The following is a 21,003-nucleotide window of genomic DNA, read 5'->3' as shown; positions in this document are numbered from 1 at the left end:
CACAAAGGTACATAGTTATTCTGTATTTCGGATTGGGGATTTCAGATTTCAATGAGTTTCAAGCCTGAAACTTAGCGAAATCCGAAATAGTTATACTCCTACCGCATCAATACTACATCCCCCTTATAGGTTTTTGTTTGCCCGCCCAACTGTTCTATTTCAATCCAATAAACATACACCCCGGGGATTGGCACATCGCCCTTGATTCGACCGTCCCAGCCGCTTAAGTTATCCATGGGAAAGTTTTCCTTTTCAAAAATCATCTCGCCCCAGCGGGTATAAATGCGCATCATGCGGATATTGGTGGCGCTAAATGGGCCGCCATAAATGGTGAAAAAGTCGTTTTTACCGTCGCCATTGGGGGAAAATACATTGGGGATAAACACGCCGCAATCGTCGGCATTGACCGCATCATCCAGGCGGAAGGTGTCCCGACAGGTGTTTTCGTAACTGGCGATCAAGGTGATGTCGTAAGTTCCGGCGCTGAATACGGTACCCGGGTTTTCCAGTTCCGATCGTTCACCATTTCCCAAATCCCATTCCCAGCGGTTGGCACCGCGGGAGAGGTTTTGCAGGATGACTGTAAAGGGAGCACAACCTGTGGAGTCGCCATTGATGGTAAAATTGGCTTCCGGTTTAGTCCGAATCAGGATGGGTTTGGTGACCGTGTTTTCACAACCATTCGGGAAATCCTTGATGGTCAGGCTGACATTGGCCATGTTGCCACCTGATTGGTAAATGTGTTGCGGAGAATAAGATACTGAATCGATCTGCCCATCGCCAAAATCCCAGCGGAAAGCCGCTTTTTCATCAGATCGGTTGAGGAATTGGGTCGGTTGCCCCTCACAAGCATAACGTTCGGTAGCAAAATTGACATCGGGCAAGGACTGGATGGTTACTTTCCTGCTCAGGGAATCATAGCCACAACCCGTTCGGGCAATTAAAGTCACCGTGAGGGTCGTATCTGGATCCCGGTAAACATAGGTTGGGTTAGGATCTTGTGAAACACCCCCATCCCCAAATTTCCAAAATACCCTTCCTGGTAAAGGAGTGGAAGCATCTCTGAACTGAATGGGTTTATTGGGACAAATATCGTAATCGTCCAGGCTAAAAAAGGCCTGTACTCCTGGAGAAGTAACTGTGAGTTGGAAAGTATCCATCGAGACCCCACAGAGGTTGCTTACTTCCAGTTTGATCAAATATTGGAGCGTGGTAGTATCTGCCACGTACTTTTGCACAAACACATTGCGGCAAGTGCTGTCGCGGGTTCCATTGCCAAAATCCCAGAAACAAGCTTCGGGAGCGCCCGTTGAGCGGTTGGTGATTGTAGCAGTAACCGGAGAACACTGGTTGCTCAAGGAGTCGAGACCAATCAGTGCTTTGGGGAGTGGCAATACACTGATGGTATTTTCCTCCTTACTCGAACCGCATTGGTTCACGATGTGGAGCGAGACTACAAAACTGCGGATTCTGTTGCTGTCATTGGTGTACACATAATTGGAATCAGGCAGAAAAGTTCGTAAAGAGTCAGCTGTCGTATGGCCAAAATTCCAGGTATAAGTCAGCCCATCCCTTTGTGGCTCATTGGGCCGGAAGCTCACACTAAATGGGGAACAACCTTCGTCCCCACTAGGGGTAAAGGCAGCCGAAGGTGGTGGGGCAATGACTGTTAGCGTTTGGGTCAAGGTATCCGCGCAAGCACCAATGATGGCAATTTGAGTGATTTGCTGATCACCATCCGGGATAAACTGGAAGGGCGGAGGGTCAAGTGGAATATCCCCTAACAACCAGCGTGAGCGCTCTGCTTTGGTGCCACTCAGGTCTATTTGAATCAACTGATTGGAACACAAATTTCCCTGGGGTTGAAAACCTGCTTGTGGGCGGGTAACCCTTACAAAAGCCGTATCGGTATTGCGGCAACCAATGGGATTGACCACCGTATAAAACACAGCTACCGAATCGGTCGGAGCGCTCAATTGGCGGGCATCAAAATTCTCCCCTACAATACAACCCGGGCAAGCAGTTGAACTCCAAGTACCTCCCAATGGTAAACCCTGCAATGGCGTTGCCGAGTTGAAACAAACATCCCCACGTTGGGCTTCCAGCGTAACCCTTTGCACATCAATGATTACAGAATCCTGTTGTGCACAAGTTCCGCTGCCCTGGTTATAGATGATTTTAAAGGAGCCGGCTTCTTGCGGATTAAAGCTGAATTGTCCGGCATTGTTGCTGATGAAGCGGGTATCCTGCCAGGTACCTCCGGCAGCTGAAACCGCCAGATTGAAGGAACCAGAACTTTCACAAACCGAAGTGTCGCGGGCAGGGCTGGTAATTTGCAAGGGATCCGGTGTGCGTACAAAAAATGTATCCGTTACGACCTGAGTGCCACAAACATCGGTTAACGTAGCCTCTACGACATAAGGTGCACTGGTTGCCCCCAAATCCAATGGGAAAGTGGGTACCCTTACCCCGTTCACACTGTACACTGCATTGGGGATAATCGGATTGGGGGTATAACTGATCTGGTTGCACTCGTCTTGTTGTGGGGTCAGGCGCAGAACCACCTTGGCTTGTACTTCAAAAGTAGTGGTGTCGCGGCGCTCACAACTACCGTCCCCACGCACGTAGATGACGGGGAAAGTTCCGGTGTTGACCGGATTAAAGGCAAATCCAGACCCAACCCGAATGACCTGGTTTCCGCGGAACTCTCCTCCCGCAGGTAAGGCAGACAGGCTACGGGCAGTATCTCCCTGGCACACCTGATTCACAGGCAACAAGGGCTGGGTAATCCCTACTGGAAGTGCCCCCGTGACTACAAAGGTATCGCGGGATTCCTGGCGACCACAAGTATTCTCCAGGGTGGCCAGTACGGTATACACATCTCGGTTCGTGCTCACCGTAATAGGTACAGGGAAAGTTGTGATTGGGGCTCCATTTAGGGTATACTGGGCTTTGTTGATTTGAGGGATGGTGGTATAATCAAAATCGACGCACTCATCCGTTTGTGGTCGAATGTTGAGGCGAACGTTTGCTTCCACAGTTACCTGCACAGTATCGCGGCGTTCGCAGGCTCCATTGCCTCGCACATAAATCAGCGGAAAAACGCCAGCCTGACTGGGGTTGAAAACATCCCGATTGCCCTGCCGACTGATATTGCTCCCAAGCCAACGTCCACCAACAGGTCCAGCGTTGAGGGTTATTGCATTGGTTCGTTCGCATACCGTAGTGTCTTTGCTGGGGGCAGAAATGCTAACATTTTCGGGTTGGAGTACAAAAAAAGTATCCGAACGCATTTGGTTGCCACATTCATTGTTGAGGCGTACCTCCACAATATAGGGTGTGTTGGTTGCAGACAGAGTAATGGGGAAATTGGATACTGATATATCAATGCCATTGATTTTATAAGCAGCATTGGTATTGAAGGGCTCAGGGCGGCAGTTCAGCGAAATACAGCCATCTTCCTGTAATTTCAAGGGCAGAAGGGCTTCTGCAGCTTTGGCTTCGATGGTCAAAACTTTGCGGCTCGGACGGTCACAAGCGTTGTTGGCTGTAAAAGTAACTGTATAGGTTCCAGGGTCGATGATGTCCAGGCGAACAATTTCACTGCGGTTGTTGCCTCTGACCCAATGAGTGCGGCCACCACCTGAAATGCTCCAGTTGTACAGGGTGGCATTTGTTGTACCTATACCGTTTAGCCTCACGATGCTGCCTTGTGACAAACACAAGACATAGCGGTCGGCAGCTACTTCGACTACATTCGAGTCGGCTTTTGCCACGGCCTTGGGTTCCCCCAATACCCGAATCTGTTGTTGGATACTTTCCGTACCACAGGTATTTTTAGCGGTGAGTTTTACGGTTCGATTGCCCAAATCGGTGTAAGTATGTTTAGGGCTTTTTTCCACACTGGTAGTACCATCCCCAAAATCCCAGGTAAACTGCATTTCCATGTCATTGTTGGGGCAGGTTTGATTGTTGAATTGAACTTCATTGCCTGTACAAACGACATTATTGGAGTTGATCAAAATCTCGGGTCTAGGGGGCATTTTATAGGTCAAAAACTTACTCACGTTTTCGGGCACGCTGTTGGAATAAGTTGCCAACACCGTAATCTGCACGCAAAAGCCACCTACATCGCCCAAAGGACAGGCATAGGCACATTCATTGAGGTATTGGCTGGTGTTGTATTTGTGGCGTAAGATCAGGGAATCACCCTTGGCAATGGTGACAGGAGCAGTACCATCCCCCCAATTGAGGGTAATGTTGCGTAAGTCCAGACTGGGATTGGGTGTAATTTGTACCTGTACTACACTGTCAGCAACACAACGAACCTCTTTCCCGTTCAGTACGGTAATTTGTACAGTTTGAGCTTTAACAACAAAGGCAGTAGCCACCAAGATTAAAATACCTGAAACAAGTTTCAGCGACATGATTCATGGGTTTTAATTGCGTAAAAGTGCAAAGATTGAACAGGGTAAGCTAGCTACATAACTTTGGGGAACCTTAGAGTAACGCAAAGAAAGCACATTTTTTTATTGAATATAAGTCGCGTGTTTAATGTTTAATTGATTTTTCGGTCATTTTATGTTAATTTTTTGACAAAGGGAAAGCAAAAAATGATGCCTTCTAAAATCCTGTAAAAACTTATTTTTGCGCGACTTAAATAGAACTTGCATCAAAATGGGGTTTCGTTCCAGAATTATCAGACCTTTTGCCAATAAAATTGCCCGCGATATCCAGCGTTGGTCAACATATGCTGTACAGGAGCAAGAACAAATTTTTAATCGTTTGATCGAAGTGGGCAAAACCACTGCTTTTGGCAAAGCACATGGGTTTGCACAAATTCGAAGTTACCAGGATTACATCGAGCGAGTCCCCATCCGCGATTACGAAGGCATTAAACCTTATATTGAACGCATCAAAGCCGGGGAACAGGATGTGTTATGGCGGGGCAAACCAGCCTATTTTGCCAAAACCTCGGGTACTACCTCTGGTGTCAAATACATTCCCATTTCCAAAGACAGCATTCCCAATCATTTTGGTTCAGCGCGCAATGCTTTGTTTAATTACTTCGCCCAAACCGGGAATGGAACTTGGTTGGATGGTAAGTTGATCTTTTTATCGGGTAGCCCGGAGTTGGGCGAAACTGCGGGTATTCCTACAGGGCGTTTGTCCGGCATCTCCAATCACATGATTCCAGCCTGGCTGCGGACCAACCAGATGCCGAGTTACAAAACCAACTGCATTGAAGACTGGGAAACCAAACTGGACAACATTGTAACGGAAACCCTCGGCCAAAACATGAGCCTCATCAGCGGCATTCCCCCCTGGGTACAAATGTATTACGAGCGTTTGCTCGAACGTTCGGGCAAAAAAAGGGTACTGGATATTTTCCCAAATTTTTCGGTTTTTGTTTATGGCGGAGTCAATTACGAACCCTATCGCGCCAAGCTGGAAGAACTGGTAGGGGCCAGTATTCCAAGTGTGGAAACCTACCCGGCCTCGGAGGGGTTCATCGCTTTTCAGGATAGTCAAAGTGAACCAGGGCTTTTGCTCAACTCAGCATCGGGGATCTTTTTTGAATTTGTACCCGCAGAGGAAATTTTTAACGAAAATCCCACCCGGCTATGGCTCAAAGATGTGGAACCGGGGGTTAATTACGCCCTCATCATCAACAACAACGCGGGGCTTTGGGGCTATAATCTTGGCGATACCGTACAGTTTGTTTCCACCAACCCGCATCGTTTGGTGGTTAGTGGTCGCATCAAACACTTTATATCTGCTTTTGGTGAACATGTAATTGGTAAGGAGGTAGAAGAGGCCATGCTGCAAGTGTGCAAAGAACAAGGGGTCAAAGTGGTAGAATTTACGGTTGCGCCACAGGTGAATCCCCCTGCTGGCGGCCTTCCTTATCACGAGTGGCTGGTTGAGTTCGATGAGGTTCCAGAAAATTTATCCGCTTTTGCCGCCCGTTTGGACGAGCTGATGATCGTGCAAAATATTTATTACCAGGATTTGATCGAAGGGAATATCCTCAAACCTTTGGTGATTACCCCGCTGCGCAGGGATGCCTTTCGGGAGTACATGAAAAGCCAGGGCAAGTTGGGCGGGCAGAACAAAGTGCCGAGGTTGGCAAATGATCGGGTGATTGCGGATGGGATGATGGGGTTTCACTTAGGTTAAGAGAAGGAACCGACATAAAAAAATGGAGGCAGGTTTTGACAAACTCTGCCTCCATTTTGCAAAAAAATAAAGGTAATTACACTTTAAATTTTTCAGGATATTTTCCTAATTCGTTAGAATTTTTTAATTGTAGGTACCTAATTATAAGAGGGTATAGTTCTACCAGGGCCGGACAATACTGGGACAATAGTTTATTAATTATCTAGCCAGGATTTCGGGGCAGTATCTTTCAGGAATTCCAGGCTGAATTTGTAAACCATAACGGATGTGGAAAAGACACCTGTTTGTTGAAAACAATAGAGGGATTTAGAGCTTGTATCTTAAAGTGTTGACATGTACAGTCAACTTTGGTAATTGTTGTACATTGTACTCAGCTTCTAAATCAAAAGTACAAGTTGTGATTTGATGACAAACCCCAAAATATTTCAAACTACGTGAAAATTGAATGAAAGGAGTGTTTCAACAAAGCAAGCAGTTTATAACAATTAGAAAAACAACGCTATCTTGCCTTATACGCCAAAGGCAAACGTAGCTCTACCCTGAATCCCGATTGAGAAGGGTCCATATCGGCTAAATTAAACCAGTTTAAAGAGGCGGCTTCTTTACCCGAGTTGGGGAGTAAGGCTATACGCCTTTTAGTAATCTCAATTGCTTTCGATTGGTGAGTATTGCCTGATTCTTTTTTGATAAACCCGTCCCCATCGTCTTCGACCACAACTTCCAACATGCCATTATTCTGACTAAAGTTTACCCTTATTTTACCTTGCCCATTTTTTCTTTTTAATCCGTGTACAATTGCATTTTCTACAAACGGTTGAACAATCATAGTGGGAATAAACACGCCGTCGGGATCTAAATCTTCGGCAATGTTGATCTCGAAATTTATTTTATTGTCAAAACGAAGAGACTCTGTAAGTAGGTAGGATTCCAATAAGTCTTTTTCTTCTTGTAAACTCAAATTGGCTTTGACTGAATCAGTGAGTATTTTACGCATCAGCTTGGCAAAATTACTGATCAAACGATCTGCTTTGTCTACATCTTGCTGGATGATATAGCTTTGAATTGCGGAAAGAGAATTGAAAATGAAATGCGGATTCATTTGTAAGCGCAGCACCTTGAGTTCGGTTTCGGCCTGCTCTTTCAGCCGTTTGATACGTCTTCGATGAATGCCATAGGAAAGGAATAAAATTGAGGCAATCAGTATAAAATAAAATAGGTTTGTTTCATACCACTTGGGTTGAATGTAAAAAGGAAAGCGAAATGCCTGCTCTTTTTTCATCCACAATCCATCTGAGTTCGCAGCAATTACTTCTAAGGTGTAATGCCCTTTAGAAAGGTTGGCCAAAGAGAGTAAAGGTGTTGTGCCTAAAGAAATCCAGGGGGCTTGGTCGTTTCTTCTTTTTAGAAATGACCTTTTGCTTAGACGATATTTAAATTCATTTTCATCTGGACTAAGGTAATCAATGGTAATAAATCGGAAAGAAAGGTTTCTTTGATTAGGTTTAAATTTCCAGGAACTTAAGCGATTGACATTCAAATGGGAAAAACTTTCTCGGCCATTGATGCTTATGCCATCTAAGAGTAACCTAGGCTGGATGGTGTCAGTATTTAAGCGCTCAGGATCAATCATGGTGATCCCATTGGTCCCTCCAAAATACAATTTGCCGGAGAGGTCTCGAAGGGACACTTCCATATTGAATTGACCACTCATGATGCCATCACTCACAGTAAACCTGCTGATCTTTTCGCCAGGCTTTTGAGGGGCAAATCTTAGCAATTGCTCGTTGCTGGATAGCCACAAACAACCCTTCTGGTCCTGTAAAACTCCGTTGAAGGTAACATTCAATAGCTTGTTTGCCTTAGGATTATGGTCAAAAATCCAACCTTCTTTGGTTTTAATTAAATGCATCAGTCCAAGAGTAGAGGATATCCAATACCCATTTTTAGTAATATCTTCAATTAAACCGTTGATTCTACCAACATTGGCCAAATTGGATTGCAATATCAAGTTCTGGCCTTTTATTTTAAAGATAGATAAATCTTTAATTTCTTGATTAATAAAGCAATTTCCTTGTTTATCCGTAAAAACGCCATTAATTGAACTGGGATCAATTGTTTGATTTTTGGAGCTGCTTAATTGCAATTTTGAAGCAATATTGCGGTTGAAATCAATTAAAAACAAACTAGTATTTGTAATAGCCAAAGCAAAACCGTTGGGAAGTTTTGCAATTTGTTGGATTTTTCCTTCAACAGAAATCGATTTTTTAAACGTTAAAGCTTGCAGTGTATTACCATTTACCCCCCAAACTGCGCCAAAAGCATCTGTGACTAAACGGCTGGCATTTTGCATAGTAAGTGCTTTATTTACTACAAGGCGATCGCCTTCAAAACAATAAATAGCATTGGCATCTCCCATACTAGCCCAAATTTTATTGTTATGATCAACAACTATACTATTGGCATTATACTGCCCTTGAAATAAGTTAATTTTATCCGGGATCAGATGCTGAAAAAAGTATTTATGCAAATTGGTGTGGTAAATTCCCGAGTTCCAATCAACCAACCATAAATTATTCATCCGATCAATAAAGGATTTATCCAAACTCAGAATGGGTAGGTATTTTTGATCAATTTTTAGGTATTTTTCAAGAGGGGTAAATAATTTTTCCTTATCAAACAGGTAGAACCTGGCATCTATAGCCCCAATCCAAAGTTTATTTTTTTTAAATATATTGACATCAAAAAATCCTTTTTTCCCAGCCGGAGGTGGGTATAAACTTTTTATTGTGTCCTTGACTAAATCATATTTGATCAGCCCGCTCATGGAGGCAAGCCACAAAATGGAGTCTGCTTCATTGGTTAAATTGGCAATCATATGCTGAGCAAGTCTTCTTGATGTTCTATCCTTATTTTGTTGCAGGTGTTTCAAATAAAAACCCTTTCCAAAATAAGAACCCGCAATCATTTTAGGTTGACCTTGTGCATCTTGAATGACCTTTACTCGCTGAAATTTTGAATCCAAACTAGTTTTAAAAATAGCTTTCCTGGGATTGTTTTGAGATAAGACATACCAATTAGGAGAGTCATAAACCCATAACTCCTTTTCGCCATTTATATAAAACAATTTAGGCAGAGTTAAATAACTACGGTCGTGAGGGCTGTAAATTCTATAGGAAGATATTGTATCCGTTTTAAGATCAATTCGATGTAGGCCACTTTGAGTGGAAAACCAATAATCCCCTTTGACATCTTTAAATAAACTACTGGTAATAATAGGGTTATGACTGAACAATTTATTATTGGGTTTGTACAACTTGGCTTTACGACCATCAAATCGATTATAGCCATCAGTACTGCTGATCCAGATGTATCCACTGGCGTCTTGATGGAAAAAGGAAGCTTGATAGTCAACCAGATTCTGACTTTGGCCCAAATGTTTAAAGACAAAGTTCCCTAGGCTGTCTTGTGCATTTATAGCCAGGAAGACAGCGCAAGTTAGAAGTGTACTTAGATATAGCTTAATCGGGATTAAAAAATAGGAGCTGGACATAGGTAGTATTTTCCAGCTCCTAAATTAAGAAAAAATAGATAAATTCATCTAAATGGTAAATTGGAAGATCAAACTTATATCAGTCTATTGGTGGGGCTTCATGCCAGGGGGGGCAATCAATTTTTGGAGGGCACTCAGATAGTGTGATAAAATTAGCTCCAGTGTCTTGATAATTGCCAAGCTCTTCGTTTGTAGCTACAACCGCAATCGTAAAGCTTGACGCGTCTGTATTCGGGTTTACTGGCATTGCGGGGAAGAGCCCTTGGATTAACTTCTCCGGATTAAAATTAGTTTCATGTGAACTGCTGGTCATATAAAGGAATACGCCAGTTCGTTTAGGCTCTGATTCTGATTCTAATTCAACTAATTCACCATCTCTCTCGACTACCCCTAAAGCTCTAAGTAGCTCTTTTCTAGGGATAAATACACTGTGAGGCATCAAAATATTTCTTTGCCTAAATGCTGTATAGATTAAGTTGACTTGTTCCTTAAAACTTGCCAATTCACCCTGATTTGAAAAATCAAGAAGCCTAATTGAAGGCGCAAAATTCTCGTCTGCCATAATTATTTTTTTTGTTGTACATAAAATTAAATAACTTTGATAATAAACTGCATCAAAAACCAACGAAATGCTCTGCAGAGCTAATATAGTTCACTAAAACCTCAATAAAATGTCTCACTCAGATTCCAACTTCAGTTTTAATGTCCCTAATTCTCGATCTTTTGAACGTGGGAAGTTCGGACGTATGTTCCCCAGTTTACCTCAAGCTCGTTTTAAGCCTGAATTAATAAATGCCATCGCGCAGAAAATGCGCCGCTTTGACGATGAAAACCCTACGGATGATTTAAATTCTATACCAGCAGGTTATACTTATTTAGGGCAATTCATCAGCCATGACCTAACCTACGACCCAACTTCTATCTCAGAAAGGCAAATAGATCCTGAATTTTTATGGAATTTTAGAACCCCTGCGCTTGACCTGGATTCATTATACGGGTCCCATCCAAAAGTTAACCCTGTCTATTATGCGTCCGATAAAGGCAATTTTTTATTGGGGAAGGACGGAAAGGATCTATTCAGAAAACCGATCGAAGACGATGGGGACCCAATTATGGCGGTTATCCCAGACCCCAGAAATGACGAAAATAAAATAATTGCTCAAATTCATCTGTTGTTTCAAAAACTGCATAATTATTTTCTAAAGAAAACAAAAAAATTTGATGAAGCCCAAAAATTAACCAAATGGCATTACCAATGGATCGTTCTGCATGATTATTTACCGCGTATTCTTGATCAGGAAACCTATCAAGAGATATTCGAATTTAGTGCACCCTCCAATGTCAAAAGAAAATTTTATGAGTGGAGGAACGAACCGTTTGTTCCAGTGGAATTTGCCGCAGCAGCATTTAGGTTTGGCCACTCAACAGTAAGAAACACATATAAAGTTGTTAGCAGAAAAAATATTCAACTGCAATCAAGAGGGGTTAGGAGGTCGAAGCCAGTACAAAGTACACTCCCTTTAGCATCGTTGATGAATCGGAATACAAGCGATGTTGAAGTTAACATTAACATCGACCTCTCTTTGTTTTTTGGGCCCCGTGCACAACGCAATCACCTCATTGAGCCAAGAATATCAGCAGGCTTGTATAATATTCCCGGGCTTGGCAATTTAGATAATGAATTTGAGTATAGAAATAGCTTGCCATTTCGCACAATAAAACGCGGTGAGATGGTGGGACTGCCTAGTGGAGAAGACGTGGCAAAAGCTTTGAATCAAAGAGTTATTCCTGTTGATCTTCAACGAGGTGACCCTAAATTTAATGTACCATCTTATGAAGCAGGTTATACACCAACTCCACTTTGGTATTACATTTTACATGAAGCAAAGGAGTATTCTGACATTTACAAAAAAAGTTCCAATACCTTAGGCCCAGTGGGTAGTACAATCGTTGGAGAGGTAATAATTGGTTTGTTACAAGGTGATAAAAACAGCTACATCAACCAGGATCCCAATTGGGTTTCGCCCTATTGGGGAAAGGATTTTGATATGGAAAAATTAGTTGAAGGTCCTCCAGATTATGACAACTGGTAAGACCTGAAATCACAATTTCCTTAAACGCATCAATAACTCTTCGCGATATTGCTCAGAAACGGGTATTTCTGCACTATCTGTCATAACCACACTTTTATCTCCCCTCAGGTACCTTCTTACCTCTTTCAAATTAATCAGGTGAGAGCGATGGGTTTTCATAAACTCAATGTAGGGTTCTAATTGCGGGATATAAGTGCCGATATTACGGCTAGAAATGATTTTTCTACTTTCTCCCTTTAGGAAGAATTGGGTATTGATCCCTTCTGCCTCTAGCCGAATCAGTTTGTCAATATCGATGAAGAGGATACCCTCTGAGTCTGGAATACCTAGCCGACTTGGGCGTACATTTTGTTTTAATTGCTGAAAAGCTTCAATCACTAGCTCAATCTGTTTTTTATACTCCCGATTATTCCGCTCTTTCCGAACTTTTTGAATCACTTCAACAAACTCTTCTTGATCAACCGGTTTTTGCAAAAAATCCAAGGCGCCCAATCTGATCGCTCTAGCTGCATATTTTTCAAAACCAGTTACAAAGACAACCATAAATTCAGGCTCAGCAAATTTTTGCAGTAAATCAAAACCCGTTTCACTCCCTATCTCCACATCCAAAAACACCAAATCCGGTTTTTGGTTAAGAATCAATTGATAAGCATCTTCTATATTATCAGCTCGCCCACACAATTCAATATCAGCAGCATATTTTTGCAAATAGCGCTCTAGAACTGGACCAATAACATCCAATTCATCATCAACGATCACGGCTTTCATGCTTTCCCTCTTTTTGTAATTATGACAGTATAGCCCTCTTCCTACATGGTTCAGTAAAAATACACAATTTGGGTATTTTCGAATCATAAATTTTGTTTCCCCCTCTTCTTCCGTACCCTGATCAAGCTACACCCTAGGAACCACAAAAACAAAGTGGGGAGCGAATGTACATTCTCTCCCCACTTTGTTTTACTTGGTAAAAAACAATTACTCCAGCACTATCATCTTGCGGGTAGCCGTGAAGCCATCTGCTTCCAATGTATAATAAAGCACCCCACTGCCCTTAAATGTCTCTGCATTGATGTTGATCCGATTGCTTCCTTTGGCGAACAAACTGCTGTTTGACCACAACAATCGCCCCGCCACATCCCGAATACTTAAGGTAGCATGAGTGGACTTGGGCAGGCTAAACTCAATTGTCGTTTCTTCCTTGAATGGATTGGGGGTGTTCTGTTGCAGCAGGGGTTCTGCTGAGTTCACTTTGGCATTGCCCCAATCCAACTGTACACCAATGACTTCATCACCATGCGTATAGGCTTCGGCAGGAGTACGCTTACCGTTGAGTTGGAAGGAATTTGGAAGGCTACCTCCTGCTTTTGCTTTGAAATGAAGCAGCAATAAGGTAGGATCCGAAGCAAGCTGCTTGCCATTTTCAAACCAGCTCAGGGTTATGTCTCCTTCCCGAGCAAAAACGCCAAGGTTTTCCGCCTTGATGCTGCGGTATTCTAGGTTTTCCAATGCCAGTAGCTTTGGATCAAAATTTAGGGTGAATTGATACCCTTGCACCGAGGCTAAATCTGTGGAACTCAAAGCCAAGGTCAAACTTTCGCCCGCAATGAAGTTTTGTTGGGTTTTGTTGAGTTGTTCAGCCTTGATGTGCAGGGTCTGGCCACTGCGCAAGGAAACAGCGGTTGCGCTGCTCTTCGTAGCACTTCCATTCACATCCCCCATCTTTATTCCTACAAAATCACTGCTTGTTTTGTCCTTCAGGTCGTTGACGTTGATGAACTGCGGGAACTCCTCTTGCCAGGGGCTGCTTGGGTTTGGGAACTTGTAAGATGTCGGAATAAAGCGCCAGCTTGGTGAAGCTGCAAATTTTTCTTCCAAACCAAGTATCAATTTGCGCACCAAAATTACATCGATGGTGGTGATGGTTCGGGAGTTGTTCACATCAGCGGCAATGATTTGGAAGGGATCCTTGAACAACTGGCTTCCCAGTATATGTTTTTGAATTTGCACCAAATCCAGCGTAGACACCCCATTTAAATAAGCCTTTTCGTACTGTGGCGTAATGGTATAATCGGCCCCCAATTGCAATTTGGAAAAGTTGAATTTACCCGTGGCATCCGAATTCTGACTTTGATTGGCATTTCCACTCACTTGTACATTGATGCCTGAAAGTGGTTCAGCATCCGGAGTAGTGATCAAGCCACTGATTTCGCCCGTATAACTCGCGCCAACCGGACATACCTTGCGATTGTCTTGTACCAGGAGATAGGTCACGCAAAAATCGTGGTTCCCGGCTTCGTCCCAGGCATGGATTTCTACATTAATGGTAACACCCGCATCGGCACAGGTCAAATTTAGTCCGGTTTGTTTAGCGTTAGGTGTCTCCCCTACCCGGTTGATGGAGTATTTGGTCACCAGTTTAAGGCCGTTTTGGGTTTCAGGGCCTTGCCCATTGCAATCGTAAATTTTGGATGCAACAAAATCCGTAGCCCAAACCGAAATCATCCCGCCACCGTTTCCATCGGGCATCAGATCGGTACTCAAGCCATTGGTGCAAATTGGCGCTGGTCCTTTCATGTCCTGGATTTCAAATGGAATTCGGGTTGGCAAGCTCAGGTTACCACACTCGTCCCGAACAACAACAATCAAGTCGTGTTTGCCCTCGGGCAGATCGCGGATGGTCACCTGATAAGCGTTGCCAGCACTCTCGCGAATATTCCAGCGCGGTGTGACGTAAGGAATCATCAGGCCAGGATCGAGCGTTTGGAAAGGAGCTACCATCAATTGCGCCCGTTCCAATTCTACTTTATCTGTACAATTGTCTTTCGCAGTGAAATTGATGATCGCGTCCGCTTGGCAATCCGTTTGGCGGGTCGGGATTTTGTCCAACTTGGGAATGTTCACCAAAGGCCTTTCTTCATCATAAACCTTGATGATTTGGGTGTACATATAAGAGTGGAAAAATTCGCCAATGGGCCGGCCCAGCTCACTTCCTACGTAAGCATTAGGGCAAAAGGCTGGGGTAAAAGATGTATCAATATTTTTTTCGGCCGGAATTAAATTTTGGGACAACCAAAATTCTTCTGTTTGATCCCGATCTTTATCTCTTACCAAAACGTAAATAGGTTCTTTGCCATAATTGTTAAAGATCGCTCGATCTACCAAATATACATTACCAACACTCATCGGGTCGCCACAACGGTCATCATAAGCACACCAGTTCAGTACGGTAAACGTGCGGAAGATTTTGTAACATTCACTATCTGAAGCATCGTAACGCTTATCAATCACATTGACGGTAAGCAAGTCACAAGCTAACTCATCTCTGATCAAACTATCGACCAGTGGCTGGGCACAGGTTTTTTGATCCGCATCTTTTGGAAAACAAATATTGTATTCGTGCAAAGGCAGAACTTTGATGATTTGTGTGCAGGTGGTCGACATTGGCCCTTTGGAAGACTGTTTGGTAATGGTCCAAATCCGCTCAATAGTGCCAACTCCACATTTCAGTTTTTTAATAACCTTGTAAGTAGTATCAATATTCTCGCAGTCATTTCCGCTCAATACAACCACATCTCCGAAGCAACCGTTAGCCGCAGCTCGATTATCTATTGATTTAATACATTCATCTGTGCAAAAAATTGTTGCGTCATAAGGGGCTGAACAGCGTGGAGAAATTTTATCTTCCAGCAAAATTTCAGTCCAAGCAAAATTCCGATTGCCGCTATTGTCTTCTCCCCACAGTTCAATGGTCACTTTTGCCGCCAAATCACAACAGAAAAAATCAACACAAGCCATCAAGGGAGTAAGCAGTTTTCCATCATCAGAAAGCACAAAGGTTTCCCCAAAGCTAGCCAGTTCGCCATCCCCATCTTGGTCAAATCCATCGGCTTTCGTCCAGTCACCATCAGCAGGGAGTGGATCAAGAACTCCGTTGTTGTTGCTGTCGTAACCTTTGCCGATAAAGGATTCAATACAAGCCTGTGGGACATTCCGCCGCACTTTCATCCATTTCAGGTTACAATTGTCGGAGGAGCCTTCATTTACATCACCTATACAAACCCTCGCATATCCCCGGATGCTATTGAGGCCATTGCTTAGCGCAACATGCAGTTCATCGTTGATTACCATAATCGGCGAAATCCGGTCCGCTACCGTAATCCTTATGGAATCTTTCACTCTATTGTAACAAGCATCAAAGGCATCAATGATCACCCAATGGCGGCCAGGATTGAGGCCACCAAGAACACCGTTGGTAATTGGATAAGGGGTTTCAAACCAGGGTTCATCCGGGCCTTTGGTTGCGATGAGAAATCCTTTGGTGTATAAATCTTCACTCTTGACTTTAACACTCAGGTTGGACAAAAAACAATTGTCGAACACATCAACACCAATCGCTTCTTTTAGCCCTTTAACAGTCAAAGGGATGGATGCCTCACAATTGATCGGCCCGGTAGACAATTCAACAGGGTGATGCGGCTTGCTGATTTTTGGCGCTTCAAAATCTCCAATTTTGATCAAAACATTAAAGGTATCCACTATACCACCACCACACCAATCAAAAATGTAAATCTGGCGGTCAATCTTTAAACCCCGCCCATCACAAACGGGAAACTCCTGATCCTTGATCTGCATAGAGTAACTACAGGGTTGTCTATCCAGAAATAGGGTGTCGGTTACCGTTCCGGACAAACCCCGTGTTTTTGTTGCGAATGGGGTAACATCAATGCGCCGAATCAAGGCTTTATCGGGCGAGCAAGAAGCATAGGTTACAACTCTGTCGTAACCCAGCGTATCCCGTCCATTAAAATAAAAATCAGAAACAGGCGGACGACAAACATTGATGATTTGAACCGTATCGATGAACTTTCCCTGACAATTGGTAGCAACCCAGGTACGGAAAATCCGCGCGTAGAGCCCATTTTTGGCCAAAGAATCACAGCCATACACGATGAGCCGGTCACTCCATTTGATGGTAAGCGGGCACTCAGGATCACAGTTGGCAAATTTTACGATACCCAGGTTGGGCACATTGTCTTCTACCTCAGAGTAATTTAAAAGCGTGCCTGGAATCAGTTGGCGCGGGCTACTGGTTCTGGTGGTATAACCAATGGTTTTGGGGTTGTTCAGAATGGTTTCTATCTTACTACAAATGACCGGAGTTGCATCAAACTGCGTGATGTCTATCCGGGGCATGTTTTTGTCTTCAACGGCAATGATCCCCCAACAGCCTTCGGGATTACAGATGGGGTGGCTCAAAAAATACTTGAGGCGTTGCCCAGCGTGTTCACCAGTTAATCGGTTTTTGGTTACTGGTTTACCACTTTTGTCGGTAATCAATAACTCCATGCCTTCAGGTTTACAATCATGGGGATTGAATTCTGCAAGCAATTCGGGCGTTACCTCAAACATACAATTCGCACCCAGAGTCACCTTGACTTCATCAAGACAAGCAATACCTTCGAAGGTATTTTTTTGTGCAATTTCAATCTTTGGCACGGATTTTGGTGCAACAGTACTAACACCCGGTTGTTTTTTCACCCAAGTGTGCTGCAACAAGAAGGGAAGGAGAAGTAGGAAGCTAATTCCATACAATGATACTTGAGCTGCATTTAACAGCTTCGGGAACCACTTTTTCATGAGATCAATGATTTGCCAAAAAAACAGTTAAAGATAGTCACAATTTGACAAAAACAAGCGCAAGTCAGTGTAAATACCAAAATTAGAGTAGTCAAATCCCCGCTATTTTGCAAATTATTTTCTCCGCTCAGGCCAGTTGAAAAAATAGGCGCTAGCCAGTGGCAAAACAAACAAAGCCACCGTTAAGATGGATGTGTACAGGTCGGCGGTCTCTCCTTCGGTAAGGATAGCCATAGTTGATTCAGGGAAATAATGATTAACTGCTGACAAGGTCAATTTTAAGCCCAGAATACCAATCACCACAAAGGCGATGGTCTCCAAAAAAGGGAAACGTTCCATCAAGCCCACAAAGCCCTGCGCTACAAAACGCATCGCCAAAATACCGATAAAAACGCCTATTACAATCAATTGAATACGATCGGTAAAAGCTACCGCTGCAAATACATTGTCAATTGAAAACGCCAGATCCATCAATTCCACCAAAGCTACTGTGGCCCAAAATTGTCCGAGTGACCCCAAAGTAGCACGGTACAACCAATTGGCTTTTTTATCGACATAGTCGTCCGAGGGGTCGTCTGGAGTAGATTTCCCTTTGAAATAACTGTAAGTCAGGTACAAAAGATACATACCTCCTACTGGCTTTAACCACCAAATTTGAACCAGCCATGCTGCAAAAATCAAGCACAGACCTCTGAATACATAAGCACCAATGATGCCATAGCGCAGTGCCCGGCTACGTTGATGAGCCGGTAGATCCATGACCATTGTGGCTAACACCGCGGCATTATCTACCGAAAGCAAGCTCTCAATGATGATGAGGTTTAACACCACGAGAAGGCCAGCTTGGATGTCTGAACCAAAGATGTATTGTAAAAATTCGGTCATGCAGTATGGTTTTAAGGGGCGAAAAAAATAAGTGATTCATTTTGTCAAAGGATTAGATAAGTGAACGATTCATTTTAAGTGGCTTATCTAATCCTTTGACTCAGAAAAAATGAATACTTATTTTTGCCCCACTACTAAAAGTGCAAAGATAGCCCCCTGGCCTAAAAAACAAACAGCTTAGGAACGAGAAAGAAATAAAAACGCAGATATTAAATTCGCGATTCACTATCTTTCAGCCGCAAACTACATTAAGTATGACGCAAAAAATTACTTCCCGATTTTTGGGAGACTTTTGAATAGGAAGCCATCTTAAAATGGAGCATTCAACTTGCTATTCAAAGAAGTTAATTTTTCTACGTTACCAAGCATCACCATGCAAAACGCCATCGACCTATATCATTCCGTTGTAATTGAAATCGCCACACCTTACTTCATTGGCACCGGGTTCTATTTGCGTGATGCTGGCATCATTGTCACCAATGAACACATTGTACGCGACAACCGGGAAGTTGTAATCAATGGCACCCATTTCCCCAAACAATTGGCCAAGGTTTTGTTCATTGATGAACGGCACGATCTGGCCTTTGTTGCGGCTCCAGCTACCGAAACGCCGAGCATCAAACTGGGCGTGGATAGTCCTGTTCGCCAAGGTGATACTGTAGTTGCCGTGGGCCATCCTTTTGGGTTCAAATATTCGGCAAGCCAGGGCATTGTATCCAATACACGGCATGAAATTGAACAGATTTTGTACATCCAGCACGATGCCGCGCTTAACCCGGGCAACAGCGGTGGTCCTTTGATCAACGAAAAAGGGGAAGTAGTGGGGGTCAATACCTTTAAGGTTAAAGATGGCAACAGCATAGGGATCAGCTTACCGGTGCAACACCTGGCGGAGGCCTTGGCTGAGTTTCAAAAAGGGAATGGCCAATTGGGTGTACGTTGTCATTCCTGTAGCAATGGCGTATTCAAGTCGACCATTGAAGGGCAGTATTGCCCCCATTGTGGGGCCAAGTTGAGTTTGCCGGATGGTGTTGAAGAATTTGAGCCGATGGGCGTGGCTGCCACTTTGGAAGAAATGATCGAACTAGCTGGACACCAGGCACCTCTTTCCCGTTCTGGCCCCAATTGTTGGACCATCACCCAGGGCAGTGCCAAAATCAACATCCACTACCACGAAGGCAACGGCATCATTACGGGCGATGCCTACCTCTGTTCCTTGCCCAAAACCAACATCAAGCCGCTCTACGAATTTTTATTGCGCCAAAATTATATCCTGGAAGGACTTGCGTTGAGTATCAAAGACCAGGCCATCATCCTTTCGCTGATCATCCATGATCGGTATTTGAATGTTGAAACGGGTCTCAAGATGTTTCAAAATCTGTTTGAACAAGCGGATCACTATGACAATGTTTTAGTTGAGGAGTATGGTGCTGTATGGCGAGCAGAGTGAAATGATTTCGGATTTCGGATGTGGGATTTCGGCGGCTCCGAGATCCGAAATCCCACATCCGAAATCAAATATCACTTCCCACCAAATTCCTTCGCCAATCCATTGATCTCCTCATCGCTCAATTTCCCGGTAGCTACCACCACCCGGTACTTAAAGGTCACTGATTGTCCTGGTGCCAATTTGAGGTTGAGTGCATCTTTGCCGTTTGAAAAAATCTTGGCACCCAGCGGGTTGGCCGCAAACAGACCATAACCCCGTGCATGCCAGTAAGTCGGATATTTCAGGTTTCGGGGATGATCGATGATACATACGGCAATGTTTTCGTTGCCAATGCGGCCACTGAGGTTCACCCATTTGCCCCGGGTGCTCCACACCTTTTCGCCTTCGATGCCCTCACTGCTGCGGTAATTTCCAGTGATGTTGGTGTTGTCCATTTTTTCCACTCGGGTTACAATCCCGTTGGCATCTACAAAATTATCGGCTCCGTTGGAAGGATGCTCCAATTCACGGGCCAGGCGGATGGCAAAAAAACCGTCTTTTACATCTTTAAAATGAACGGTATCGCCCTGAGCAGTGAGGGTAGTACTGCGGTCGATGATGCGCAGGTTTTGGCGGGCGTAAAAGTCGAAATCCGTTTTTTCAACCAATACGTGTTTGCCCTTGCCATCCGACAAGTACCAATCGGCACTCACCGCAAGAGCGCCTTTACCCTTGCCACTTTTGGTTTTGAGTATCGCTTTGTGTTTGATGGTGCCGTATTTGGAGCGGTCTTTGATGGCTGTGGAATTGTTCCAAAAATCATTGCCATTGACCGATTCATAATTGAGCCAGATGCCAACGTGGTGGGGGTGATCCACCCGTTCACCAGCGCGGGGCATCATAGGATAACCGCGGGTTACCATCGTACCTTGGGGGGTGTATACGGGGAAAAGCACTGGCTTTTTGAGCAAAGAATCACTGGGATAGATGTAGGAAGTAAAGGGTTTTCCATCTACCAAAATGTCAACTTTGCGTTCGCCTGGCTTAGAGACGACGTTTACTTTTTGAGCAGAGATTTGAGTCATGGTCGTTAGGCAGCAGAGGGTAACAAGCCATTGGGCAAGACTATTTTTCATTGTTTTGTTTTTGAAAAGACGAGCGGAATGCATAAAACCTGTACGGCAAGGTAAAGATTTTAGGCGTTTGCACGGTTCGTTTTTTTCAACGAT

General features: G+C 43.9%; 11 protein-coding genes. 4 read left to right on the top strand and 7 right to left on the bottom strand.

Annotated features, from left to right (window positions below; all coding sequences use genetic code 11):
- Positions 1–98: 98 nt before the first annotated feature.
- Positions 99–4,427, bottom strand: a complete 4,329-nt coding sequence (locus tag SFV55_RS04725) for a PKD domain-containing protein (RefSeq protein ID WP_320028315.1) — start codon at positions 4,425–4,427, stop codon at positions 99–101.
- Between the two features lie 250 nt (positions 4,428–4,677).
- Between SFV55_RS04725 and SFV55_RS04720 the strand changes: the two genes are divergently transcribed.
- Complete coding sequence (locus tag SFV55_RS04720) at positions 4,678–6,180, top strand: GH3 auxin-responsive promoter family protein (RefSeq protein WP_320028314.1); 1,503 nt, start codon at positions 4,678–4,680, stop codon at positions 6,178–6,180.
- Between the two features lie 499 nt (positions 6,181–6,679).
- Here the strand turns inward: SFV55_RS04720 and SFV55_RS04715 are convergent, their stop codons facing one another.
- On the bottom strand, positions 6,680–9,472 hold the full coding sequence (locus tag SFV55_RS04715) for a histidine kinase (RefSeq protein WP_320028313.1): 2,793 nt from the start codon (positions 9,470–9,472) through the stop codon (positions 6,680–6,682).
- On the opposite strand from SFV55_RS04715, the gene SFV55_RS04710 reads away from it, so the two are divergent.
- Entirely contained in the window at positions 9,461–9,637 is a 177-nt protein-coding gene (locus tag SFV55_RS04710) for a hypothetical protein (RefSeq protein WP_320028312.1), read from the top strand. The genes SFV55_RS04715 and SFV55_RS04710 overlap by 12 nt on opposite strands.
- Before the next feature lie 172 nt (positions 9,638–9,809).
- Here the strand turns inward: SFV55_RS04710 and SFV55_RS04705 are convergent, their stop codons facing one another.
- Positions 9,810–10,292, bottom strand: coding sequence for a hypothetical protein (locus tag SFV55_RS04705; protein WP_320028311.1), 483 nt, complete (start codon positions 10,290–10,292; stop codon positions 9,810–9,812).
- Between the two features lie 109 nt (positions 10,293–10,401).
- Here SFV55_RS04705 and SFV55_RS04700 point away from each other — a divergent pair, with 109 nt between their 5' ends.
- A complete protein-coding gene (locus tag SFV55_RS04700) occupies positions 10,402–11,823 on the top strand; it encodes a peroxidase family protein (protein WP_320028310.1) in 1,422 nt (473 codons plus the stop codon).
- Between the two features lie 9 nt (positions 11,824–11,832).
- Here SFV55_RS04700 and SFV55_RS04695 read toward each other — a convergent pair whose 3' ends face one another.
- The 3 genes from SFV55_RS04695 to SFV55_RS04685 form a co-directional block, all read right to left on the bottom strand.
- Entirely contained in the window at positions 11,833–12,591 is a 759-nt protein-coding gene (locus SFV55_RS04695) for a LytTR family DNA-binding domain-containing protein (protein WP_320028309.1), read from the bottom strand.
- A gap of 207 nt (positions 12,592–12,798) precedes the next feature.
- Positions 12,799–17,319, bottom strand: coding sequence for a T9SS type A sorting domain-containing protein (locus tag SFV55_RS04690; RefSeq protein ID WP_320028308.1), 4,521 nt, complete (start codon positions 17,317–17,319; stop codon positions 12,799–12,801).
- Between the two features lie 255 nt (positions 17,320–17,574).
- Positions 17,575–18,345, bottom strand: a complete 771-nt coding sequence (locus SFV55_RS04685; RefSeq protein ID WP_320028307.1) for a TerC family protein — start codon at positions 18,343–18,345, stop codon at positions 17,575–17,577.
- Between the two features lie 373 nt (positions 18,346–18,718).
- Here SFV55_RS04685 and SFV55_RS04680 point away from each other — a divergent pair, with 373 nt between their 5' ends.
- On the top strand, positions 18,719–19,795 hold the full coding sequence (locus SFV55_RS04680; RefSeq protein WP_320028306.1) for a trypsin-like peptidase domain-containing protein: 1,077 nt from the start codon (positions 18,719–18,721) through the stop codon (positions 19,793–19,795).
- A 71-nt stretch (positions 19,796–19,866) separates the two neighbouring features.
- Here the strand turns inward: SFV55_RS04680 and SFV55_RS04675 are convergent, their stop codons facing one another.
- Positions 19,867–20,910 (bottom strand): PmoA family protein, encoded by a 1,044-nt coding sequence (locus SFV55_RS04675; protein WP_320028305.1) that lies wholly within the window; start codon positions 20,908–20,910, stop codon positions 19,867–19,869.
- Between the last annotated feature and the right edge of the window lie 93 nt (positions 20,911–21,003).

The organism is Haliscomenobacter sp. (assembly GCF_033763495.1).
Lineage (GTDB): Bacteria > Bacteroidota > Bacteroidia > Chitinophagales > Saprospiraceae > Haliscomenobacter.
Note: the sequence above shows the minus strand (reverse complement) of the source record. Positions and strands in the feature narration are given on the sequence as shown.